General features: G+C 64.4%; 22 protein-coding genes. 18 read left to right on the plus strand and 4 right to left on the minus strand.

What is annotated here, in order from left to right; genetic code table 11:
* Positions 1-137: 137 nt before the first annotated feature.
* A complete protein-coding gene (flgM, locus tag QWY79_RS06425; protein ID WP_290271035.1) occupies positions 138-428 on the plus strand; it encodes a flagellar biosynthesis anti-sigma factor FlgM in 291 nt (96 codons plus the stop codon).
* Complete coding sequence (locus QWY79_RS06430) at positions 425-874, plus strand: flagella synthesis protein FlgN (protein WP_290271037.1); 450 nt, start codon at positions 425-427, stop codon at positions 872-874. Before flgM ends, QWY79_RS06430 begins: the two co-directional genes overlap by 4 nt.
* A 3-nt stretch (positions 875-877) precedes the next feature.
* Here the strand turns inward: QWY79_RS06430 and QWY79_RS06435 are convergent, their stop codons facing one another.
* Together QWY79_RS06435 and QWY79_RS06440 are read right to left on the minus strand one after the other, a co-directional pair.
* The gene (locus QWY79_RS06435) at positions 878-2,620 is read right to left on the minus strand and encodes an EAL domain-containing protein (protein ID WP_290271039.1); all 1,743 of its coding nucleotides are present in this window, start codon (positions 2,618-2,620) and stop codon (positions 878-880) included.
* Between the two features lie 403 nt (positions 2,621-3,023).
* The gene (locus QWY79_RS06440) at positions 3,024-3,683 is read right to left on the minus strand and encodes a transglycosylase SLT domain-containing protein (RefSeq protein ID WP_290271041.1); all 660 of its coding nucleotides are present in this window, start codon (positions 3,681-3,683) and stop codon (positions 3,024-3,026) included.
* 209 nt (positions 3,684-3,892) lie between these two features.
* Between QWY79_RS06440 and QWY79_RS06445 the strand changes: the two genes are divergently transcribed.
* Positions 3,893-5,044, plus strand: a complete 1,152-nt coding sequence (locus QWY79_RS06445) for an FAD-dependent oxidoreductase (RefSeq protein ID WP_290271042.1) — start codon at positions 3,893-3,895, stop codon at positions 5,042-5,044.
* A 7-nt stretch (positions 5,045-5,051) separates the two neighbouring features.
* Here the strand turns inward: QWY79_RS06445 and QWY79_RS06450 are convergent, their stop codons facing one another.
* On the minus strand, positions 5,052-5,567 hold the full coding sequence (locus tag QWY79_RS06450) for a DUF302 domain-containing protein (protein WP_290271044.1): 516 nt from the start codon (positions 5,565-5,567) through the stop codon (positions 5,052-5,054).
* Positions 5,568-5,742: 175 nt separating this feature from the next.
* On the opposite strand from QWY79_RS06450, the gene QWY79_RS06455 reads away from it, so the two are divergent.
* The 15 genes from QWY79_RS06455 (at position 5,743) to thpR (ending at position 20,869) form a co-directional block, all read left to right on the plus strand.
* The gene (locus QWY79_RS06455; RefSeq protein WP_290271046.1) at positions 5,743-6,948 is read left to right on the plus strand and encodes an ABC transporter substrate-binding protein; all 1,206 of its coding nucleotides are present in this window, start codon (positions 5,743-5,745) and stop codon (positions 6,946-6,948) included.
* Complete coding sequence (locus QWY79_RS06460; protein WP_290271048.1) at positions 6,945-8,654, plus strand: ABC transporter permease; 1,710 nt, start codon at positions 6,945-6,947, stop codon at positions 8,652-8,654. Before QWY79_RS06455 ends, QWY79_RS06460 begins: the two co-directional genes overlap by 4 nt.
* A 17-nt stretch (positions 8,655-8,671) precedes the next feature.
* Positions 8,672-9,307 carry an ATP-binding cassette domain-containing protein gene (locus QWY79_RS06465; RefSeq protein WP_290271049.1) on the plus strand — a complete coding sequence of 212 codons (636 nt, stop codon included), beginning with the start codon at positions 8,672-8,674 and terminating at the stop codon, positions 9,305-9,307.
* A gap of 37 nt (positions 9,308-9,344) precedes the next feature.
* Positions 9,345-10,016: a DUF3047 domain-containing protein gene (locus QWY79_RS06470; RefSeq protein ID WP_290271051.1), complete on the plus strand. Its 672-nt coding sequence runs from the start codon at positions 9,345-9,347 to the stop codon at positions 10,014-10,016.
* Positions 10,017-10,126: 110 nt separating this feature from the next.
* Entirely contained in the window at positions 10,127-10,750 is a 624-nt protein-coding gene (locus QWY79_RS06475) for a sigma-70 family RNA polymerase sigma factor (RefSeq protein WP_290271053.1), read from the plus strand.
* A gap of 2 nt (positions 10,751-10,752) precedes the next feature.
* Positions 10,753-10,965, plus strand: coding sequence for a zf-HC2 domain-containing protein (locus QWY79_RS06480; RefSeq protein ID WP_290271054.1), 213 nt, complete (start codon positions 10,753-10,755; stop codon positions 10,963-10,965).
* Positions 10,932-11,870, plus strand: a complete 939-nt coding sequence (locus QWY79_RS06485; RefSeq protein WP_290271056.1) for an AraC family transcriptional regulator — start codon at positions 10,932-10,934, stop codon at positions 11,868-11,870. Before QWY79_RS06480 ends, QWY79_RS06485 begins: the two co-directional genes overlap by 34 nt.
* 140 nt (positions 11,871-12,010) lie before the next feature.
* Positions 12,011-12,568 (plus strand): carboxymuconolactone decarboxylase family protein, encoded by a 558-nt coding sequence (locus tag QWY79_RS06490; RefSeq protein WP_290271059.1) that lies wholly within the window; start codon positions 12,011-12,013, stop codon positions 12,566-12,568.
* 179 nt (positions 12,569-12,747) lie between these two features.
* Positions 12,748-14,934, plus strand: coding sequence for a dihydrolipoyl dehydrogenase family protein (locus tag QWY79_RS06495; protein WP_290271061.1), 2,187 nt, complete (start codon positions 12,748-12,750; stop codon positions 14,932-14,934).
* A gap of 260 nt (positions 14,935-15,194) precedes the next feature.
* Positions 15,195-16,385 (plus strand): MFS transporter, encoded by a 1,191-nt coding sequence (locus QWY79_RS06500; RefSeq protein WP_290271063.1) that lies wholly within the window; start codon positions 15,195-15,197, stop codon positions 16,383-16,385.
* Positions 16,386-16,514: 129 nt separating this feature from the next.
* Positions 16,515-17,147 carry a guanylate kinase gene (gmk, locus tag QWY79_RS06505; RefSeq protein WP_290271064.1) on the plus strand — a complete coding sequence of 211 codons (633 nt, stop codon included), beginning with the start codon at positions 16,515-16,517 and terminating at the stop codon, positions 17,145-17,147.
* Between the two features lie 82 nt (positions 17,148-17,229).
* Entirely contained in the window at positions 17,230-17,508 is a 279-nt protein-coding gene (gene rpoZ / locus QWY79_RS06510) for a DNA-directed RNA polymerase subunit omega (RefSeq protein ID WP_290271066.1), read from the plus strand.
* Between the two features lie 90 nt (positions 17,509-17,598).
* On the plus strand, positions 17,599-19,731 hold the full coding sequence (locus tag QWY79_RS06515; protein ID WP_290271069.1) for a RelA/SpoT family protein: 2,133 nt from the start codon (positions 17,599-17,601) through the stop codon (positions 19,729-19,731).
* An 86-nt stretch (positions 19,732-19,817) separates the two neighbouring features.
* Complete coding sequence (locus QWY79_RS06520) at positions 19,818-20,207, plus strand: RidA family protein (protein ID WP_290271071.1); 390 nt, start codon at positions 19,818-19,820, stop codon at positions 20,205-20,207.
* Between the two features lie 152 nt (positions 20,208-20,359).
* Positions 20,360-20,869, plus strand: coding sequence for an RNA 2',3'-cyclic phosphodiesterase (thpR, locus tag QWY79_RS06525; protein WP_290271073.1), 510 nt, complete (start codon positions 20,360-20,362; stop codon positions 20,867-20,869).
* Between the two features lie 13 nt (positions 20,870-20,882).
* Here thpR and QWY79_RS06530 read toward each other — a convergent pair whose 3' ends face one another.
* On the minus strand, positions 20,883-21,752 hold the full coding sequence (locus QWY79_RS06530; protein ID WP_290271075.1) for an SDR family oxidoreductase: 870 nt from the start codon (positions 21,750-21,752) through the stop codon (positions 20,883-20,885).
* Between the last annotated feature and the right edge of the window lie 79 nt (positions 21,753-21,831).

Raw genomic sequence — 21,831 nt, forward strand, 5'->3', positions numbered from 1 at the left:
GACCCATATTGGAAGGTTTTTTCTGAGGCCTGATAGGTAATAATCAACGAATGCAGGCATTTTTCGCACTAGATCCTAAAGTGCAAGGCGCACGCGCCGATAGCCTCCCTATCAGTACCGGTCACGAGGCAACCAGAGTGAAAGTCGACAACCACCAGCCAATGCGCCCCGACCAGACAACGCAGGGGGAGCCGGCTCGCAAGACACAGGAGACGCCGTCTCCTCAACGCGCCAGTGACGACCCGGCAAGCATGACGCACCTGCGCCATGCCGGCACCGATACAAGTCAGGATATCGATGCCGCCCGCGTGGACGAGTTGCGCGATGCCATCCGCGAGGGCCGCCTCGAAATACATCCCGAGCGCATTGCCGACGGCCTGATCGCCAGTGTACAAGACCTGCTGGTGGACGGAGACTCTGAGACATGAGTCTGACGCAACTGCTCGACGACCAGCGAGCTCGCCTCGATAAGCTCGGCACCCTGCTGGAAGAAGAGCGCGCCCTGCTGCTGGATGGTCAACCCGATGGCAAAGCCCTGCAGCGTCTGGCCAGGGACAAGGCGCACTTGCATGAAACGTTAGAAGCGACGGAAGCCAAACGCGCCAGGGTACAGCGACGGCTGGGCTATGCGTCGGGTCCAGCAGGAGCTCGGCAAGCTGCTAAAGATGCTGACTGCCTGCCGCAGTGGCAAGCGACGCTCGACGCTGCAAGGCGCATATCGCGCCTCAACACAGGTAATGGCAACCTGTTGTCAGTGCGCATGGCACATAATCAGCGTACGTTGGATTACATCCACCGCATCGCCGAACCTGACGTCTATGCAGCCAATGGACGCGCAGGATTGCAGGCACGACGCTTGAACGCACGAGCATGATGATCAATTTCCTGCATCCAACCAGGCTGTCAATGCCTCGGCCTCCAGCGCCTCACACACACCATCGCCCTGAATGAAACCCGCCACCAGGCACCCGGCAACTTCCCGTTGAGTCTCGGTAGAAACGCCGGTCACCACACCCTCGAGTTGCAAGGCCTCCAGGCAGCGCGCCAAGGCTTCGAGGCCACGAGCGGGCGGCGTATCCGGCTGACGGATTGCATCAGCAACGCCCCGACCAAGCGTCACCCGGGATACCGGCAGACTGGCGAGCCTCATGATATCCACAGGCCCATGGCCGGAATGACTCACTGCCAGTCGCACACCGAGGGCAACCAGTCGCCGCAGGAGATGCATCTGATCGGCAGCCTGGTCAATAAAAGCCCGCTCATCCAGCTCGACGCATAGCCAACTCAGGTCCAGATTCAAACCGCGCAGGAAGACATCCAACGGGCGGCGGTCTGCTACGGACTGGTCCAGTGTCGCCATACTGACATCGAGAGAAAGACCAAGTTTTGCCAGCTTGCCCCCCGCCTCTTGCCAATGCACACGTTGAGCCGCCATACGCTCAATACCCCAGCGATCCAGGCGAACAGCCTGCCCCAATTCGGCCACCAGTGGCAGGAAATCTTTCGGTAGCAACTCTCCCAGCTCCGGATGCATGAGACGCAATTGAGCCTCTACATCTCGGCACCTGCCGTCATGAGGGGACACACGCGGCTGATAAACAACTCGAAAGTTTTTTTCCGGATAGTGTAAGGCGTCCTGTACAAATCTCTTCAATGCCAAACGACTCCCCAGAACCGACCTGAGAGAAGAGTCATAAAAACTATAGTTTGCTGGTTCCGAACGAGAAATTGCCGATTCCGCGCTCCCCACCAAGCACTCGAGCATGTCACCATCCTGAGGATAGATCGCAATGCCCATGGAAAGCGATAATAGCGGTGCCTCATGTCCTACTCGAAATGGAGCCTCCATCGCTTCCTGACAACGCAAGGCTACAGTCTGCAAACTACCCGGGGTTACCGCTTGTTCGATCAAGATCCCCCAGCGCCCTTGCCCCAAGCGACTCAGGCTATCTTCGTTCCGCAAGGTTTGAATCAGGCGCCGTCCGACCTGTTGCTGAAGCATGTCAAGGCTTTCATCACCGAGGCGCTCTCGCAATACCTCGCAGCCATCCAGGCTGACCAGCAATAAGCCAATCTGACCATCATGACGCTCAGCACGCTCCAGGGCATGACTGACACGATCTTCGAACAGCCAGACAGGAGTCATTCCGGCCAGGGACCCAGGGTAGGCATGAGCTTTCCCTGAAGATACAGGCGGTGCATCATTGCATGGATCGATGAACGTCCACATGATTGACGCCCCGTTCTGGTGAGAGGGAAGCCTGTTTTCAAACATGAAAGCATCGTGAGAACTGCCCTCTTCACCCGAACGATTGACCTGAACTCGCTGCCAATTACCAGCGACCGGCTCGTTGGAAAACCATGATGACTGTAGCGACGGTCGACGAACCAGGCCGTGACCCGCCTGCCCTACAAGATCGGATGGCTCAAAGCCCAACAATGCATAAAATGCGTCATTGGCCCACAGTACTCGATAGTGCTTGTCCAGCAGGACAATACCCGCGGCCGTGCGAGAGGCGGCCAGCATCGGCCACTGAAGCACAGGGTGCTTAACCACTTCGGCGCCGTCAGAACGCTCCCCGGCGCCAGGCCCTTCAGGTTTGCCCTTTTCATCCGACATGACGTTTCCTACCAGAAATATTACGATCTATTATAGATTTTTCGGCTTATATGATTCGAACTTTAGCCCAAAACAGTCATGTGGCTCGTTTTATCAAAGCCCAAGCGTCTAAAAAGCCATTTTCGTCTTCAAAACCGGAACCCGCCACTCACCTTCGCGAATTTCTGCATGAGCCCACCGCTGTGATGAATATCATCAGAAAACACCGAGCTTTGGCTGGTACCTCTCCTCTCATGATAATTAAGAACAAGGCATGAGTACTCGAAGGGTCACGCAACTCTGTTAAGTCACATGGCTGCTCTTGCATGCGCTGCCTAAGTATGCATCCACCTTTTTTTTCCAGGTTATACCAGTCACTGTGCATCAGGATCTGCCGAATTTTCATCGCGCCTCTTTACTGCCCTCATCCACGACAGAAGGGCCACACCTGGTAGAAGGCGTCGCATTGGAACTCGGCTTCGCAGGAAGGCAGTTGCGAGCGGTAGCGCGAGGCATTGGTGGCCACCTCACGGGAGGCGCGTAGCACGGCCGGCTTACCGCGATAGCTGCCACGGTTATAGCCGCCCTGGCCCTGATGGTAGGCCAGGTAGAGGTGCCGTGGATTGTTCAGCGATACTCCGGTCATGCGTTGAGTGCGCGCGTTATACCAACCGATGAAGTCCGTGGCGTCTTCCATGTCCGAGCGGCTGGCGAAGATACCGCCAACATCGTCCTGATACTCGTCCCACACCGGATCCAGCGCCTGGGCATAGCCAAAGGCCGAAGACGGCCGCTTCCAGGGGATGAAGCCCAGCAGATAGGTGCGCGGCGGCCGCACATGGCTGCGGAAGGACGACTCCCGCTCGATAAAGGCCATCTGCGTCGAGATGGGCGTACCCCAGCGCTTTTCCGAGGCCTTGGCGGCGTCATACCAGTCCGGCTGTTCGCGGAAGATCTCGCAGATGTTGGACTGCCGTTCCGGCGGCGACGGAGCGAAGATCGCACAACCGGATAACATCCCCAGGAGCGGCACCAGGAGCGCCAGCCGGAAAATGGTCCCATCAAAGGACGTGAAGGGCATCATAGTGGTCTCGCTCTTGAGAATAGGCCGCCAGGGTAACGTCATGGTACTTCAGTTAGCTTCGTACGGAATACACAGACGCCGGATAGGCTGACTCGCAATCAGCAAGCTGCCTCCTAAAGGCTGCCTCGACAGAGCAATAACAAGGCAAAGTGTAAGGTGTAAGAGCGGCCAACGGCTCAACCAGTGAGCGAGACGAGGAGGACACGTAGATGACTCACCTGCTGCTGATTGGCGGCGGCCATGCCCATGCCTTCGTGCTGGAAGCCTTTGCGCGCCATCCGGAGCCCGAGGTATCGATCACCCTGGTCATGCCGGGAGACAGGGCGCCCTACTCCGGCATGGTGCCGGCCTGGCTGGCGGGGGAGTACACCACCGACGACATGACCCTCGACATAGCCTGGCTGGCGAAGCGCGCCGGAGCGAGGCTGGTCCAGGATTCGGTGGTCGCGATTCGTGCCGCCGAGCAGTGGGTGCAACTGGCCAGCGGCGACTGGCTGGAATACGACCAGGCCTCGCTCAATGTCGGGGCGACGCTGGCGCCCCCCGCGCGCCGGCCCGCTGCCCAGGCGCCGGAGGTGCTGCCCATGCGTCCGCTGGATGCCCTGCAGGAGCGCTGGCCGGCTTTGCTGGCCGAGGTCGCCGCATGGCCCACCACGCCACCGCGCCGGGTGCTGGCGGTGGGCGCCGGTGCGGCGGGTTGCGAGACCCTGCTGGCGGTGCTGGCGCGCTTGCGTGCCGAGCGCCCGGATATCGACTGGCAGGGCACCCTGCTCGGCCAGTCGGCACAACCGCTGCCAGGCGCCGGGTACCTGCCCGCCTGGCTGATGCGCCGTCAGCTAACCAGGGCCGGTATCACCTGGAACGGCGAGCGTCGCGCGCAACGGATCGTCGATCAGGGCGTCGAGGATGAGCGCGGCCAGGTTCACCCGGCGGATCTGGTGCTCTGGGCCACCGGCGCCCGGGGCCATGCCTGGCTGACCAATGGCGATCTGCCCCTGGATGATCGCGGCTTCATCCCGGTGACCGACACTCTGGCGGTGGCGGTTGCCGGCAGCGACACTGCGCCCAGCCTGTGGGCGGCCGGTGACTGCGCGGCCTTTGCCCCACCCTTGCCCAAGGCCGGCGTGCACGCCGTGCGCATGGGCCCGGTGCTGGCGGAGAACCTGCGGCGCGCCTGCCGCGGCGAGCCAGCCCGGCCTTATCAGCCGCAGCACCAGGTCCTAGCGCTGGTCGGCACCGGCAATGGCCGGGCCATCGCCAGTCGCGGCGCCCTGGGCATCGCCGGCCGCTGGGTGTGGCGCTGGAAGCAAAGCATCGACCGGCGTTTCATCGCCCGTTTCACGCCACCGCCAGAGGCTTGAAGGCCGCTCAGCGAGACGACGCGGTGGCCTGTTCGGCGATCTCGGCGAGGCGTTCCTCCAACTGGTCGGCCAGCTCGTTCAGGGCATCGGCCTGGCTGGAATCGTCCAGGTCAGCGGCGTAGGGGGCAAACACCTCGCTGGGAAGCTGCCAGGCCAGGGTCGCGGTGCCATCCTCATTTTCCGTGACATAGAAGCGCAGCGGTGCCTCGATCATCGCCGGCACGCTGAGGCGCAGCATTTCGACGGCAATATCGTTGCGAAACACGCCCACCACCCGGTTGCCGGGTATTTCCACGCCGCGCTCGGCCGCCACCTCGGTGGGCCCCACATCGAACACCACCCCCATGCCGTTATCCTTGACGGCCTGTTTCAGTTGATCCAACAGATCCGAGTAGCTGTGTTGTGTCGGCATGACCCGCCAGCCCTCTTCCGGCCAGGGCGTCTCGGCCGAAGCCGGCAGTGCCATGAACGACAACATCAGAATCAGCAGTGAATGACGCACAAAGCCCTGAATTTTCGGCATGATGACACCTCATGATGGTTCGGGAAGCGATACGCTGGCGTTGCTCGCGCTAGGATTGTGGTCCATGGACGCCCAGGATGCCATGCCCCGCTGCTATCAGCGACTGACCTCATAACGGGGTGTAAGGAATCGCCCGCTCGGACGACATAACCGGGGTAAACCAGAGGAGCACTACATGAGACATAAACGGGGCCTGCTACTGGCCGCCATGCTGGCCGTACCCGGCATCGGTCAGGCCTTTGAGCTGTCCGAATGGTCGACGGTGACCGAGGCCGCCAGCGGCCAGACCGTCTACTGGAGTGCCTGGGGCGGGGATTCCCGCGTCAATGGCTATATCGACTGGGTGGCCGAGCAGGTCGAAGCGCGCCATGACATCGAGCTGGTCCACGTCAAGGTCGGCGATATCGCCGAGACGGTCAGCCGTATCCTGGCCGAAAAGTCGACCGGCAATGCCCGGGAAGGCGCCACCGACCTGCTGTGGATCAACGGCGAGAACTTCGCCGCCATGAAGGAACGCGATCTGCTCTACGGGCCCTGGGCCGAGCAGCTGCCGAATTTCTCGCTGACCGCGCCCGAGCAGAATCCCGAGGTGCGCGAGGACTTCACACTGCCCGTAGAGGGCTACGAGGCGCCCTGGGGCCGGGCGCAGCTCACCTTCTACCACGACAGTTCCCGGGTCGCAGAGCCGCCGCGCAGCATGTCGGCCCTGCTGGACTGGGCCCGGGAGAACCCCGGTCGCTTCACCTACCCCAAGCCACCCTCGTTTTTCGGCACCAGCTTTCTCAAGCAGGCCCTGCTGGGGCTGGCCGAGACACCCGAGGTGCTTTACGAGCCCGTCGGTAACGCCGATTTCGAGGCCGTCACGGCGCCTTTGTGGCGTTATCTCGACCAGCTCCACCCGCACCTGTGGCGGGAGGGCGAGGATTTTCCCGCCGGTGGACCGAAGTTGCGCCAGCTGATGGGCGACGGCGAGCTCAGCCTGGCCTTCACCTTCACACCCTCGGCCCCGGCGGCGAGCGTGCTCGACCATCAGTTACCGCCCAGCACGCGCAGTTACTATCTCGACGAGGGCACCCTGGGCAATGTGCACTTCGTGGCGGTCCCCTTCAACGCCCAGCACAAGGCCGGTGCCCTGGTGGTCGCCAACTTTCTGATGTCGCCCGAGGCCCAGGCCCACAAGCAGGACCTGAGTGTCTGGGGCGATGCCTCGGTACTCGAGATGTCGCGGCTGTCCGCCGCGCAGCAACAACGCTTCGAGCCAGAAAGTCGCGCAGCCGAGAGTCTGCCGCCGCAGAGCGCCGGCACACTATTGCGTGAGCCGCATCCCTCCTGGGTCGAGTCGCTCGAAGCGGCCTGGCGGCAGCGCTACGCCAACCCATGAAGGCGGCGCTGTCCTATCGGCTGGTCATCAGGGCCCTGCCCTGGCTGACCATCGGCTTGCTCAGCCTGCCGGTGCTCAGCGGCCTGGCCGGGGCACTGGCCCCGGCCTTCGGCTGGCTGCCGGCCCTGGGTGGCGAACAGCTGAGCCTGGCCCCCTGGCGCGAGCTGGCCCGGGCGCCGGGTCTCAGCGAGATGCTGCGCCTCAGTCTCGTCTCGGGGCTAGGCAGTGCGGCCATCTCGCTGGCGGTGGTGGTGCTGTTTCTGGGCAGCTTCCTGCAGTCCCCGGTGTACCGTCGCCTGCAGGGCTGGCTGGCGCCACTGCTGGCCGTGCCGCATGCCGCCGCGGCGATCGGGCTGGCCTTCCTGCTGGCCCCTTCCGGCTGGGTGATGCGGATTCTCTCACCCTGGCTGACCGGCCTCGACTACCCGCCCGATTTCGCCTTTCCCGGCGACAGCCTGGGGCTGGCGCTGATCCTTGGCCTGGTCATCAAGGAGGTTCCCTTCCTGCTGTTGATGAGCCTGGCGGCGCTGGTGCAGTGCCGGGCCGATGAACGCATGACGGTGGCCCGCAGCCTGGGCTATCCACCGCTTACGGCCTTTCTCAAGACGGTGATGCCCGGGCTCTACCCGCTGCTGCGGCTGCCGGTCTATGCGGTGATCGCCTTCGCCACCTCCAACGTGGAGGTGGCCATGATTCTCGGGCCGACGACCCCCTCGACGCTGGCGGTGGCCGTGGTCGGCTGGCTGCATGACCCCGAGCTGACGACGCGCTTCATGGCCTCCGCCGGGGCTCTGCTGCAGCTGATGGTGACTCTGGCGGCACTGCTCGGCTGGTGGTTGATGGAGCGCCTGGTGGTGCGTCTCAGCCGTGGCTGGTGGCAGGATGGTCGCCGCCACTGCGGGGAACGCGGCTGGGCCCTGGTCGCCCGCTGGGCCATGCGCCTGGTGCTGGGCCTGATGTTGCTCGCGCTGGCCGGGCTGGCACTGTGGTCGGTGGCCGGTTACTGGCCCTTCCCGCAGTCGCTGCCCTGGCCGCCCACCCTCGCCAACTGGCAGGACGCCGCCGACGGCCTGCTGAGCCCGGTGGCCCAATCGCTGGCGGTGGCGCTGGGTGCCACCCTGCTGTCGCTGGTGCTGGTGCTGGGTTCGCTGGAAGCCGAGACACTGCGCCGCCGCCCCCTGCGCCCGGGCGCTCAGCTGATCCTGTATCTGCCGTTGCTGGTGCCCTCGGTGGCCTTCCTGTTCGGCCTGGTGATGCTGCAGGCACAGCTGGGCCAGCAGCCGGGCCTGCTGGCGGTCATCCTCGGCCACGCGGTCTTCGTGCTGCCCTACCTGTTTCTGTCACTGGCCGAAAGCTACCGGCGCCTGGACCCGCGCTGGGCCCAGCAGGCGCGCAGCCTGGGCGCCGGCCCCTGGCGGGTCTTTGTGGGTGTACGCCTGCCCATGCTGCTGGCGCCCATCCTGACCGCCGCGGCGGTCGGCTTTGCCGTGAGCATCGGCCAGTACCTGCCGACCCTGCTGCTCGGGGCCGGCCGAGTAGAGACCGTGACCACCGAGGCCGTCAGCCTGGCCAGCGGCGGCGACCGTCGACTGACGGCCATCCATGCCCTGCTGCAACTGGCACTGCCGGCACTGGGCTTTGTAGTGGCGCTGTTGCTGCCACGCCTGCTGTTTCGGCGGCGGCGTGGCCTGTTGTTGTCACACTGACCGGAAGACAAGCATTCATGGCGACCCTGCACCTCGACAATGTTCAGATTTACCAGGGCCAGCAGTCACTGCTGAGCCTCGACACCACCATCGCGCCCGGCGAGATCGTGACCGTGATGGGCCCCTCCGGCGTGGGCAAGTCGACCCTGCTGGCGTATATCGCCGGCTTTCTGAGCCCGGCCTTCCAGGCCAGCGGACAGGTGCGGCTGGATGACACCCGCCTCGACACCCTGCCCGCCGAGCAGCGCCATCTCGGCCTGTTATTCCAGGATCCGCTGCTCTTCCCTCATCTCGATGTCGAGGGCAACCTGGCCTTCGGCATGCGGCGGGATGGCAGCCGCGCCGAACGCCGCGAGCGTATCCGGACAGCACTGGCCTCGGTGGGGCTGGAGGCCTTCGCGCGACGCGACCCGGATACGCTGTCCGGCGGCCAGAAGGCACGCGTCGCGCTGTTGCGGGTGCTGCTCTCGGCGCCACAGGCCATACTGCTCGATGAGCCCTTCTCCAGGCTGGACGCCACTCTGCGCGACGAGATCCGTCAATGGGTCTTCGAGCGGGTTCGCGACCATCACCTGCCGACCCTGATGGTGACCCATGATGAAGCCGATGCCCGCGCCGCGGGCGGACGCATCCTGACTCTGTCAGCAGCGTGACCAAACTGCCATGATGCTCATGCCAGAGGAGACCCACATGTCCCACTACCCCTTGTACCGCCCCCTGCTGCTGGCGCTGCTGAGCCTTGCCACCACCAGCGCCGCCAGCGCGGCCGGCATCGAGTTCAGCGCCAGCGATATAGCCGGCTGGCCGACGCGCTCCTTCGAGGGCGAGAGCCAGTATCGGGTGACCCGGGAGGATGGCCGGCAGGTACTGCAGGCACGCAGTCAGGGCCAGGCCTCGGCCAAGTACCTGGAGCGCGATATCGACCTCAACGAAACGCCCTACCTGCACTGGTGCTGGAAGATCGACTCCCGCTATGCCGGGCTCGATGAGCGGAGCAAGAGCGGCGACGACTATCCCGCCCGCCTCTATGTGGCGCGCAAGACCGGGCTGCTGCCCTGGCAGCTGCAGTCCGTGAATTATGTCTGGTCCTCGACGCAGCCCCCGGGCAGCCGCTGGCCCAATGCCTTCACCGAGCGTGCCATGCTGCTGGCGTTGCAGGGCGAATCCTCGCCGCTGAATGAATGGCGTGGCGAGGTCCGCGATATCCGCGCCGACTTCGAGGCGCTGTTCGGCGAGGACATCGACGAAATCAATGGCCTGGCCTTGATGAGCGACGGCGACAACGCCGGCGGCGATGCCATGGCACACTTCGCCGCTGTCGGCCTGGCCACCACCCCGGCACCCCCGAAGTGTCCGTCATGATACCGCCGGAAAGCTCGACCACCATGGCGATGCACCGGCCAGAGGCTTCATCTGGCTCGATCATCGTTGTATTGCCACACTTCATCTAAGTACCAGCCAGGAGCCCCGTCATGGCGCCATCCGAAGTGGAGTGGCCTGACTCATCCGGCGATCATTTGGCCAAGCCGTCGGCGTCTCAGCGGCAACAGCGGCTCGAGGCCCTGAGACCTCGCTTGATCGGCTTTGCCCGCCTGCAATTGCGTGATGCCCACGAAGCCGAGGACATCGTGCAGGACACCATGATCGCGGCCATCGAGAAGAGTGATCAGTTCGATGGTCAATCGCGCTACGAGACCTGGGTGTTCGGCATTCTCAAGCACAAGATCCTGGATGCCTTTCGCACCCGCAAGCGCCAGCAGCAATGGCAGGACTGGGAGGATCCCGGCATCGAGGCCGAAGTCGACCAGCAGTTTCAGGACTCGGGGCGCTGGGCCGTGGCGGCGCGTCCACGGCATTGGGGAGACCCGGCCCAGACCCTGGCCAGCGAGCGATTCTGGCAGGTCTTCGATGTCTGCATGACCGCGCTGCCCGAAAAAACCGCTCGCATCTTCACCATGCGCGAGTTTCTGGGACTTTCGACCAGTGAGGTCTGCGAGGAGGCCGGTATCAAGGAAAACAACTGCTGGATCATCCTGCATCGCGCGCGCTTGAAACTCAGGGCCTGCCTGGAAAAGGGCTGGCTGACGGAGGAATGACCATGAAAATGTTGATGTGTCACAAGGCCACTCGCCTGATGTCGAAACGTCTGGATGTGCCGCTGACACGCAAGGAAAGACTGGCGCTGACGTTGCATCTGGCCATGTGCGGCGCCTGCAAGAACTGCAACCGGCAACTGACGCTGATCCATACGGCAGGCCATGAGTACGAAGAGCAGGCTTGGCCCACCGACCCGCAGACGCCGGCCCGGTGAGTGTGCCCGAGACCGCAGCGCCGGGCGGTCAGGATACCCTGACACGCCTGCTGCAACCCATCTTCCTGGGCAGCCATTTCTACCATGCCGCCAAACACTGTGGTGAGTGGCTGCTGAACCACCAGCATGCGGTAGCGCCGAGTTTTCATCTGGTCACCGAGGGCCAGTGCCGGCTCACCTGGCAGGACGGCCAGGAGGAAATGCTGGCGGAGCGCGAGCTGGTCTTTTTCCCCGGGGACACCCCCCACCAGTTGATGCCGGGCCCTCGGGAGGCCGTCTGCCACCCGAACATGGTCTCGCTACACAGTCCGCAGCCAGGTACCGGGCTGGTGTGCGGGCAGTTCCGCTTTCTCCACAATGTTCCCCCAACCTGGTTTCATCAGCTGCCGCGCATCGTGCGTCTTCCCGTGGCGATCCGGCACACCGCGCTGGACCAGGTGGTTAACGCGATCATCGACGAGATGATCAGCCACGACAGCCCGGGCCATGAGCTCACCGTCAACGCCCTGGCCAATGCCCTGCTGACCATGGTGCTGCGACACTGCCTGCAGCACTCACTACTGGATCCGCGTAGCCTCGGTGCCTTTCTCGACCCTCCCATCAGCCGGGCCATCAACCTGTTGCACGAGGACCCGACACGCCACTGGACAGTGGCACAACTGGCGACACAGGCCGGGCTTTCAAGATCCAGCCTGAGCGAGCGCTTCCCGCGCGTTGTCGGCACCACGGTGGCCAATTATCGGGCCAGGCTGCGCATGATACTGGCCGATCAGGCGCTCGCCAGAGGAGAGAGTGTTATGGGCGCCATGCTGGCCAGCGGCTACCGCTCGGAATCCACCTTCCGCAAGGCCTATCAGCGCATCCGTGGCATGCCGCCCAGGCGACTTCATCACCCGCCGGCCTGACATCCGGGAAGGCCCAAGCGATGCGGCACACATCCAATGCCTGGACGCTGCGACATGAACGCCGGACGTAGCAACGCGCAGCCCCTTGCCCCATCGGGCTAGCATCGAAATGCTGTATTCACACCTTTCAGGAGGACAGCATGACCGATTTCACCCTGCACACGCCCGAGAGTGCCCCCGCCGAGTCTCGCGAGCGGCTGGCCGCAGCGCAGCAACAGATGGGCTTTGTGCCCAATCTCTTCGCCATGATGGCCGAAGCGCCCGCCTTGCTCGAGGCCTACCAGACACTCGATGAGATTTTCTCGCGCACCAGCCTGAGCGCGGCGCAACAGCAGGTCGCACTGCTGGCCATCAGCTCGGTCAATGGATGCAGCTTCTGCGTAGCTGCGCACACGGGTGGCGCACAGGCGGCACAGGTCGCTCCCGGCGAGATCGACAAGCTGCGCGAGCTGAGCAATCCTGACGATCCCAAACTGGCGGCAGTGGCGCGCTTCGCCAAACACCTGGTCGAGATGCGCGGCTGGGCCAGCGACGAGGAAATCCAGGCCTTCCTGACCGCCGGCTTCGAGAAGCAACAACTGCTGGAACTGGTCATTGCGGTCAGCCTCAAGACATTGTCCAATTTCACCAATCACATCGTCGAGACACCGCTCAATGAAGAGCTGCAGTCACTCGCCTGGCAGGACCCGCGGAACTGACCGGCCGGCACGACCTTGACCAGGGCGGCATACCCGACCGGGATGCCGCCCTTTTGTGTGACATCAAGCATCGCCTGTAAGGATGCGGGCCATCTCGCGACCAAACCCACATGAACGGCGTCCGAGCCGTTACCCTGAGCACCAGGCCAACTGCATACCCCAGGATTCAAGGAGAACCGGTGAAACCTTACCGCTTAGTGATCATCGCCGTGATTGTCGCCCTGGTGGCCGTCTTTTTCGGCGCCGGACTCGATGACTACCTGACCCTGGAGTCCATCAAGTCGCTGCAATCGCGTTTCGATCAATGGTTCGCCGCCTCGCCGTGGCTGGTGGCCGGCGGCTTCTTCGTCATCTATGTGCTGATGGCCGCCCTGTCGCTGCCCGGTGCCGCCCTGCTGACCCTCTTGGGTGGCGCCCTGTTCGGCCTCGGTTGGGGCCTGGTGCTGATCTCCTTCGCCAGCAGCCTCGGCGCCACCCTGGCGTTCCTGCTGTCGCGCACCCTCTTCCGCGAGACCGTGGAGCGACGCTTCGCACGCCAGATCGAGACCATCAACCGTGGCGTCGAGCGCGACGGTGCGCTCTACCTGTTCAGCCTGCGCCTGGTCCCGCTCTTTCCGTTCTTCGTCATCAACCTGGTGATGGGCCTGACCCGGCTGCGCACCCCGGTGTTCTACCTGGCCAGCCAGATCGGCATGATTCCCGGCACCTTCGTCTACGTGAACGCCGGCCAGCAGCTCGGCCAGCTGGAGTCGGTCGGCGGCATCGTCTCGCCCTCGCTGCTGCTGTCCTTCGCCCTGCTGGGCATCTTCCCGCTGGTGGCACGCTGGGGCGTCGACTGGCTGCAGCGCCGCCGGCGCTATCAGGGCCATCAGCGGCCGGCAAGCTTCGACTACGATGTGCTGGTGATCGGCGGCGGCTCGGCAGGGCTGGTCACCAGCTACATCGCCAGCGCCGTGAAGTCCCGTGTGGCGCTGGTCGAACGCGAGGCCATGGGCGGCGACTGCCTGAACACCGGCTGTGTGCCCTCCAAGGCACTGATCCGCGCCGCCCGTGCCGCTCAGCAGGTCCGCGAGGCGCCGCGCATGGGCGTGCACGCCGGCGAGCCACGCATCGATTTCGGCGAGGTCATGGATCACGTCCGCCAGGTGATTCGCGAGGTGGAACCCCATGACAGCGAGGAGCGCTATACCGGCCTGGGCGTCGAAGTCCAGCGCGGTTCGGCACACCTGACGTCGCCCTGGACGGTGGACGTCGATGGTCGCCGCCTGAGCGCCCGGCATATCGTCATCGCCACGGGAGCCACGCCCTTTGTGCCGAATATCCCCGGCATCGAGCAGGTCGAGGTGCTGACCTCCGACAACCTCTGGTCGCTCACCGAGCTGCCCGAACGCCTGGTGGTCATGGGTGGCGGGGCCATCGGCTGCGAGCTGGGCCAGAGCTTCGCCCGCCTGGGCAGCCGGGTCACGCTGGTCGAGGGCACGCCCCAGTTGCTGGGCCGCGAGGACGCGGAGGTCGGCGAGCTGGTCGAGCGCACCCTGAGCGACGAGGGCGTCACGGTGCATACCGGCACCCAGGCGGTGGAGGTCTGTGTCGAGGCAGGCGAGAACTGGCTGGTGGTCGAGAGCGCCGCCGGCGAGCGCTCGCATCTCGCCTTCGACCGGCTGCTGGTCAGTGTCGGCCGCCGGGCCAATGTCGAGGGGCTGGGGCTCGAGGAACTGGGCATCACCACCCGCGACAACGGCACCCTGGAAGTCAACGAACAGTTGCAGACCCACCTGCCCAACATCTGGGCCTGCGGCGACGTGGCCGGCCCCTACCAGCTGACCCATGCCGCGGCCCACCAGGCCTGGCACGTGGCCGTCAACGCCCTGTTCGGCGAGTTCAAGCGCTTCCGGGTCGACTACCGCATCATGCCCGCCGTGACCTATCTGCAGCCCGAGGTGGCGCGGGTCGGCCTCAACGAACGCGAGGCACAGGCTCAGGGCATCGCCTACGAGGTCACCCGCTATGAGATGGCCGAGAGCGACCGCGCCATCGCCGAGCGTGCCAAGAGCGGCTTCATCAAGATCCTCACGCCCCCCGGCAAGGATCGTATCCTGGGCGCCACCCTGGTCGGCGAGCATGCCGGCGAATGGCTGGCCGAGGTCACCCTGGCCATGAAGCAGGGCATCGGCCTCAACAAGCTGCTGGGCACCATTCATCCCTACCCGACCCTGTCGGAGGCCGTGAAAGGCTCCGCCGGCCTGTGGAAGAACGCCCACAAGCCGGAACGCCTGCTGGGCTGGCTGGCCCGCTATTTCGCCTGGCGACGCGGTGAAACAGCGGCGTCCCGGAAAGTGCCCGGCAAGGGCGGAGGCACCGAGTAACAGAGGGGAAATGGCACCGCTCGCATATTTAGGCGGCTACATTTATACTTTCGTCGTAATTTTTCGCGATCCTGGCGCTTAGGAAACGCTGAATAAATCGACGAGCATAGTGAAGCGCAAGGCGCACGGAGCATAGAAAGCGAGACATAACATATAGTTAGGCGAGCTTTCGAGCACCGCGCAACGTAGCGATTTGCATGCGCAGGCATTTAAGCAGTGTTTCCTTTTGCCGGGATCGTGTTCGTTTGAGGAGCTCACCCATGTCCACCGCCCCCAAGGCACATAACCCCCGACTGGCCGAGGTGGCCCTTGCCCTGGGCGGCTTCGGCATCGGGACCAGTGAGTTCGTGATCATGGGCCTGCTGGAGCGTGTCGCCGCTGACCTGCAGGTCGCCACCGCCGAGGTGGGCTATGCCATCTCGAGTTATGCTCTGGGGGTCGTCGTCGGCGCGCCGCTGATCTCCGCGCTGGCCGCCCGCCTGCCGCGCCGCATGCTGTTGATCGCCCTGATGCTGGTCTTCGCCGTGGGCAATATCGCCAGTGCCATGGCCACTTCCCTGTGGCCCTTCGTCGGCCTGCGCTTTCTGGCCGGTCTGCCCCACGGCGCCTATTTCGGTATCGCCGCCCTGGTGGCCGCTGCCGCCGTGCCGGTGGAAGAGCGGGCCAGGGCGGTGAGCCGAGTGATGCTGGGCCTGACCTCGGCCATCGTGGTGGGCGCGCCGCTGGCGACCAGGACCGGCCAGTGGCTGGGCTGGCACAGCGCTTTCCTCGGGGTCGGCCTCATCGCGCTGGTGACGGCGCTCATGATCCGTCTCTGGGTACCCAGCCAGCCCCGCGATCCCCATGCCAGCCCCAAACGCGAGATGTCAGCGCTGGTCAAGCCGCGCGTGCTCTTCACCCTGGGCGTCGGCAGCATCGGCTTCGGCGGCATGTTCGCGGTCTTCAGTTATGTGGTGCCCACCCTCTCCAGCCAGGCCGGCATGGCCGAGACCCTGGGTCCCTGGGTGCTGGCGATCTTCGGCGTGGGGACCATCATCGGCAACCTGGCCGGCGCCCGCGCGGCGGACAAGAACCTGACCCGGGCCATTCCCTGCATCCTGGTGTGGTGCCTGCTGGTTCAGGGCGGCTTCTACTTCGCCGCCAACCATCTGATCACCGGCCTGCTCTTCGTCGGCCTGGTGGGCACCAGCATGGCCCTGGGCCCGGCCCTGCAGACTCGTCTGATGGATGTCGCCGGCGATGCCCAGACCATGGCGGCCTCGATGAACCATGCCGCTTTCAACGGCGCCAATGCGCTGGGTGCCTGGCTGGCGGCGGTGGTCATCAAGGCCGGGGCCGACTGGTCGTCTTCCGGCCTGGTCGGCGCCGGACTGGCCTCGTGCGGCCTGGTGGTCTTTGCCATCGGCCTATGGCAGGAGCGGCGACAGCCGAGCGCGACCCGGACAGCGTAACCCCGGCCAGACAGGCACGGCTCGGGGCTGGGGCTGGGGCTGGGGCTGGGGCTGGGGCTGGGGGAGGAGATATGCGATACTTTCCCGTCCCATGAGCCATGAGCCGCCCACTGCTTAGGACCCCTGCCCATGCCACAAGGTACGCTGTTCATCGTTTCCGCTCCGTCCGGCGCCGGCAAGACCAGCCTGGTGCGCGAGCTGATCGAGAGCCTCGACGGCCTCAAGGTATCGGTCTCGCATACCACCCGCCCGCGTCGGGAAGGCGAGGTCGACGGCGTGAACTACCATTTCGTCGATCATGCCGAGTTCGAGTCGTTGATCGAGCAGGGCGAGTTCTTCGAATACGCGCAGGTTTTCGACAACCTGTACGGCACCTCGCGCGGGGCCGTCGAAGCCCTGCTCAAGGCCGGCCAGGACGTGATTCTGGAGATCGACTGGCAGGGCGCGCGTCAGGTCCGCGAGCGTTTCCCGGATGCCGTCTCGGTCTTCATCCTGCCGCCATCCCGCGAAGAGCTGGAACATCGCCTGGCCGGTCGCGGTACCGACCAGCACGCCGTGATTGCCTCACGCATGCGCGAGGCAATCAACGAGATGTCGCATCATCACGAATATGATTACCTGGTGATCAACGATGACTTCACCACGGCACTGCGCGAGCTGCAGTCGCTGATCATCGCCCAACGCCTGAGCCAGGCGCGCGCCGGCCAGCGCCTGGCCCCCCTGCTGGGGGCGCTCTTGTCAGAGGCACCGGGCGTCGAGTAATCTATCCCGTCTATTCACTGGAATCCCTGGGGCGCCATGACGCCGGCCGGGGTTTTTCCCGTCAGCATTCAGGAAGGCACCCATGGCCCGAGTCACCGTCGAAGATTGTCTGGAAAACGTCGAAAACCGCTTCAAGCTGGTGATGATTTCCACCCACCGTGCCCGCCAGCTGTCCCGCGGCTCGCGTGATGCCCTGCTGCCCTGGGAAAACGACAAGCCCACGGTCATGGCGCTGCGCGAGATCGCCGAAGGCCTGATCGACGCCAGCGTGCTCGATGAGCCGATCGAGGCGTCCCAGCCGCCGGTTCGTCGCGAGTACAATGCGCCGGATGCTGAACAGGAAGCCCCCCTCGACGAATGAGGCCTTCATGGGCCCGGCCACGGGCCTGTCGACCTTGCTCGGGGCTGACACGACGTTCGGGGCTCTCACGACGTACTCAAGGCGCGCTGCATGTTCACCATTGATGACCTGGCCGACCGACTCGGCGGCTATCTACCCCAGGATGAGATCCAGCAGGTCAAGCGTGCCTTCTATTACGCCGAGCAGGCACACGACGGTCAGCGTCGTCGCTCCGGCGAACCCTATGTGACGCACCCGCTGGCGGTCGCCAACATCCTGGCCAACATGCACATGGACCATCAGAGCCTGATGGCTGCCATGCTGCACGATGTCATCGAGGATACCGGCATCGACAAGCAGGCCCTCGGCAAGCAGTTCGGCAAGCCGGTGGCCGAGCTGGTGGACGGCGTCTCCAAGCTGACCCAGATCACCTTCGAGGACAAGGCGGTCGCCCAGGCCGAGAACTTCCAGAAGATGGTGCTGGCGATGTCCCGCGACATGCGGGTGATCATCGTCAAGCTGGCCGACCGACTGCACAACATGCGCACGCTCGGCGCCCTGCGCCCGGAGAAGAAACGGCGCATCGCCCGCGAGACGCTGGAAATCTATGCGCGCATCGCCAGCCGCCTGGGTATCAACACCATCCGCGTCGAGCTCGAGGACCTCTCCTTCCAGGCCCTGCACCCGATGCGCTCGGAACGCATCAAGCGCGCCGTGGCCAGTGCCCGCGGCCATCGCCGGGCGTCGATCCGCCAGATCCAGAACAGCCTGCAGCAGAGCCTCGACGACGAAGGGCTGAAGGGCTCGGTGGTCGGCCGGCAGAAGCACCTGCTGTCGATCTATCGCAAGATGCGCGATCAGCGCAAACCCTTCGCCGAGATCATGGATGTGTTCGGGTTCCGCATCATCACCCAGGATGTGGATACCTGCTATCGCATCCTCGGCGTGGTGCACAACCTCTACAAGCCGGTGCCCGGGCGCTTCAAGGACTACATCGCGATTCCCAAGGCCAACGGCTACCAGAGCCTGCACACCACCCTGTTCGGCGCCGGGGGCATGCCCATCGAGGTGCAGATACGCACCCGCGAGATGGAAGCCATGGCCAACAACGGCATTGCCGCCCACTGGTTGTACAAGGCCGGCCAGACCGAGCATCCGATTGCCGAGGGCAGCCATGCCCGGGCACGCGCCTGGGTCAAGGGCCTGCTCGAGATGCAGCGCCATGCCGGTGACTCGCTGGAGTTCATCGAACACGTCAAGAACGACCTTTTCCCGGACGATATCTACGTGTTCACGCCCAAGGGCGACATTCGCGAGCTGCCCCAGGGCGCCACGGTGATCGACTTTGCCTACAATGTGCATACCGATATCGGCAACCGCTGCATCGCCTGCCGCATCGATCGCCATCTGGCGCCGCTGTCGACCCGGCTGGAAAGCGGCCAGACCCTGGAGATCATCACCGCGCCCGGCGCCAAGCCGAATCCGGCCTGGCTCAACAGTGTGGTGACCGCCAAGGCGCGCTCAGCGATTCGGCATGCCCTCAAGCACCAGCAGCAGACGGAGGCCGCACAGCTGGGTCGCCGGCTGCTCAACAAGTCGCTGGCCGCCTACGAGACCAGCCTCGAGGAGCTGCCCGAGGGCGCCATGGCGGCCGTGTTGAAAGAACTCGAGCTGGACGATGCCGACGCCTTGCTGACGGCTATCGGGCTCGGCACCCGGGTGGCGCATGTGGTGGCACGGCGCCTGGTGGCTCTGCCGCATGACGATCAGGTACCGGTGGCCAGCGAGCAGGTCCAGGGGCCGATCATGATCAGTGGCGCCGAAGGCATGGTGATCAAGTATGCTCGCTGCTGCCATCCCTTGCCGGGCGACGAGGTGATCGGCCACCTGTCGGCCGGCAAGGGCATCGTCGTGCACCGTTCACGGTGCCGTAATCTGGCCGAGATTCGTCGCGACGACCCGGAAAAGCTGTTTCCGCTCAGCTGGGCCGACCAGGGCGACGAAGACTTCCCGGTGCCACTGCGCCTCGAGGTCGAGAGCCGACGCGGGCTGATCGCCGAACTGGCCAGCGTGGTCACCGATGCCGATGCCAACATCGAACGCGTGGATATCGAGGAACGCGACGCTCGGCTGGCGATCGTCAGCCTGACCCTGGCGGTACATAGCCGCGGCCACCTGGCGCGCATCATCAAGCGACTGCGCAATCTGTCACACGTCAGCAAGATCAACCGCCTGAGCAATTGATTCAACCTGCCCTCGGCCTGTCGTCATCGTCGGCAGGCCAGGTTAGCTATTTCATCAACATCACAACACCATCACGGGAGCGCACCATGAGCAACAAGGCCGTCATCAATACTCAACAAGCGCCTGCCGCCATCGGGCCCTACTCTCAGGCCATCAAGGCGGGCAACACGGTTTATATCTCCGGCCAGATTCCGCTGGACCCGGCGACCATGGAGATCGTGTCCGACGATTTCGAAACCCAGGCCCGTCAGGTCTTCGCCAACCTCAAGGCGGTCTGCGAAGAGGCCGCCGGTGGCCTGAAGGATGTGGTCAAGCTCAACCTCTACCTGGTGGATCTGGACAACTTCGCCATCGTCAATCAGATCATGGAAGAGGTGTTCGACTCTCCCTATCCAGCGCGTGCTGCGGTGGGCGTCAAGGCGCTGCCGAAGGGCAGTCAGGTCGAGGCGGAGGCGGTGTTGGTCATCGGCGACTGAGGAAAGGATGATTCATTGCTGCGCTCGATATCCTGGCCGCCGGCGGTGCTCGCTATCCTCATGTAGCAGGCTACACTCCGGTAGCTGCGCTCCGGCAGCGACCAGCCTATCTTCGCTCACAACATGAATCTTCTCTTTCCTTTTACTGCTAAATGAGACTTTTCCTCGCGCTGATTCCCCCGCCCGGGCTGCGCCGGCAGCTCGGGCAGCTGGCCGATGCGGCTCACGCCCAGTGCGGTGGCCGGCGCATCGTCGATGACAACCTGCACCTGACCCTGGCGTTTCTGGGCGAGCAGTCCGAGGCGGGGGCCGAGTCGCTGAGCCGCTGGCTGGAGAGCCAGGTGTTCGGCGCAGGGCAGTGGCGGCTGGATCGCTGGGGCCATTTCGCCGGGCCGCGCATTGTCTGGGTGGGTGGCCCGGCGTCGCAGGAACTGTGTCGGCGCCGAGAGTCGCTTGTCGCGTCGCTGGAAAGCTTCGGCATCGAGGTACAGCCCCGGCAGTTCAGGCCGCACATCTCGCTGTTGCGAGACGCCCGGCCCCCGCCCGCCACAGGCTTGCCCACGGTCGCGCTGGAGTGGTCCTATGCGCGTGTATCACTGGTCAGTTCGGTGCCCACGCCACACGGCAGTCGCTATACGACCCTCGCCAGCTCACGCCCTTGAGCAGCTCACGCGCTCACTTTTCCGGCAGGTGTCCGCCGGCCCGCAGGACGTCGGTATAGCCCTCGCGGAAGGTCGGGTAACGGAATCGATAACCGCTATCCAGCAGCCGGGTATTGTCACAGCGCTTGCTGGCCCGGCGGCGCAGCGGCGACTGGATGGTCTCGCTGGACTCGACCTTGAGCTGCTTCGCCATCCAGGTCATGACGTCATGAATGGGCGCGGGTTCGCAGTCACTGGCCAGATACAGCTCGTGCAGGGACTCACCGTCCAGCGCCTTGCCGATCAGGTGAGCGAGCACGCCGGCACAGTCATCACGGTGAATGCGGTTGGAGTACATGACCGGAGAGGCGGCGGCGATGCGGCCTTCCTTGACCTGACGGATCAGGCGGTCGCGCCCCGGGCCGTAGATGCCCGAGAAGCGTATCACGCTGCCCGGCAGGTCATGCTCGGTCAGCGCCTGTTCGGCCTCGCGCATCAGCTTGCCGGAAAAACCGCCAGGTTGAGTCTCGCTGGCCTCGTTGACCACCTCACCATCCTGCTGGGCGTAGACCCCGGTGGATGAGACAAAGAACACATGGCGCGGTGGCGTCGCGCGACGCCCCAGCTCGGCGAGCACCGTCGTCAGCCCCGCCGGGTAGGCGGCCCGGTAGGCATCCTCCTCGAAGCGATCCGCACTGACCACATACACCACGATATCGGCATCCGGCAGCGTCTTCAGCGCCTCGGCATCGCCCAGATCGAGGGCCAGCGCCTCCAGCCCGCTGTCGGCCAGTTTGCGTGCATCACGGCGCACCCCGACGACCCGGTGGCCCGCCTGCTGCAGCTCGCCACCAAGGATCGTGCCGATATCGCCACACCCCAGAATCAGCGTTGTCGTCTTCACTCTTCTTTCGCCCCCTGATAAAAAGTCTCTATCATACGAGGATGCCCTGACGGCGGGACCCCCTACCACATGAAAGGAT

It is taken from the genome of Halomonas sabkhae (assembly GCF_030409265.1).
Lineage (GTDB): Bacteria > Pseudomonadota > Gammaproteobacteria > Pseudomonadales > Halomonadaceae > Halomonas > Halomonas halmophila.

What these genes read in the sequence shown, in the direction of transcription:
- QWY79_RS06430 (WP_290271037.1), top strand. Translation starts at nt 425, where the DNA reads ATGAGTCTGACGCAACTGCTCGACGACCAGCGAGCTCGCCTCGATAAG.
- rpoZ (WP_290271066.1), top strand. Translation starts at nt 17,230, where the DNA reads ATGGCCCGAGTCACCGTCGAAGATTGTCTGGAAAACGTCGAAAACCGC.
- gmk (WP_290271064.1), top strand. Translation starts at nt 16,515, where the DNA reads ATGCCACAAGGTACGCTGTTCATCGTTTCCGCTCCGTCCGGCGCCGGC.
- QWY79_RS06515 (WP_290271069.1), top strand. Translation starts at nt 17,599, where the DNA reads ATGTTCACCATTGATGACCTGGCCGACCGACTCGGCGGCTATCTACCC.
- QWY79_RS06470 (WP_290271051.1), top strand. Translation starts at nt 9,345, where the DNA reads ATGTCCCACTACCCCTTGTACCGCCCCCTGCTGCTGGCGCTGCTGAGC.
- QWY79_RS06450 (WP_290271044.1), bottom strand. Translation starts at nt 5,567, where the DNA reads ATGCCGAAAATTCAGGGCTTTGTGCGTCATTCACTGCTGATTCTGATG.
- QWY79_RS06500 (WP_290271063.1), top strand. Translation starts at nt 15,195, where the DNA reads ATGTCCACCGCCCCCAAGGCACATAACCCCCGACTGGCCGAGGTGGCC.
- QWY79_RS06460 (WP_290271048.1), top strand. Translation starts at nt 6,945, where the DNA reads ATGAAGGCGGCGCTGTCCTATCGGCTGGTCATCAGGGCCCTGCCCTGG.
- QWY79_RS06465 (WP_290271049.1), top strand. Translation starts at nt 8,672, where the DNA reads ATGGCGACCCTGCACCTCGACAATGTTCAGATTTACCAGGGCCAGCAG.
- QWY79_RS06490 (WP_290271059.1), top strand. Translation starts at nt 12,011, where the DNA reads ATGACCGATTTCACCCTGCACACGCCCGAGAGTGCCCCCGCCGAGTCT.
- QWY79_RS06435 (WP_290271039.1), bottom strand. Translation starts at nt 2,620, where the DNA reads ATGTCGGATGAAAAGGGCAAACCTGAAGGGCCTGGCGCCGGGGAGCGT.
- QWY79_RS06445 (WP_290271042.1), top strand. Translation starts at nt 3,893, where the DNA reads ATGACTCACCTGCTGCTGATTGGCGGCGGCCATGCCCATGCCTTCGTG.
- QWY79_RS06440 (WP_290271041.1), bottom strand. Translation starts at nt 3,683, where the DNA reads ATGATGCCCTTCACGTCCTTTGATGGGACCATTTTCCGGCTGGCGCTC.
- QWY79_RS06475 (WP_290271053.1), top strand. Translation starts at nt 10,127, where the DNA reads ATGGCGCCATCCGAAGTGGAGTGGCCTGACTCATCCGGCGATCATTTG.
- thpR (WP_290271073.1), top strand. Translation starts at nt 20,360, where the DNA reads ATGAGACTTTTCCTCGCGCTGATTCCCCCGCCCGGGCTGCGCCGGCAG.
- QWY79_RS06480 (WP_290271054.1), top strand. Translation starts at nt 10,753, where the DNA reads ATGAAAATGTTGATGTGTCACAAGGCCACTCGCCTGATGTCGAAACGT.
- QWY79_RS06520 (WP_290271071.1), top strand. Translation starts at nt 19,818, where the DNA reads ATGAGCAACAAGGCCGTCATCAATACTCAACAAGCGCCTGCCGCCATC.
- QWY79_RS06455 (WP_290271046.1), top strand. Translation starts at nt 5,743, where the DNA reads ATGAGACATAAACGGGGCCTGCTACTGGCCGCCATGCTGGCCGTACCC.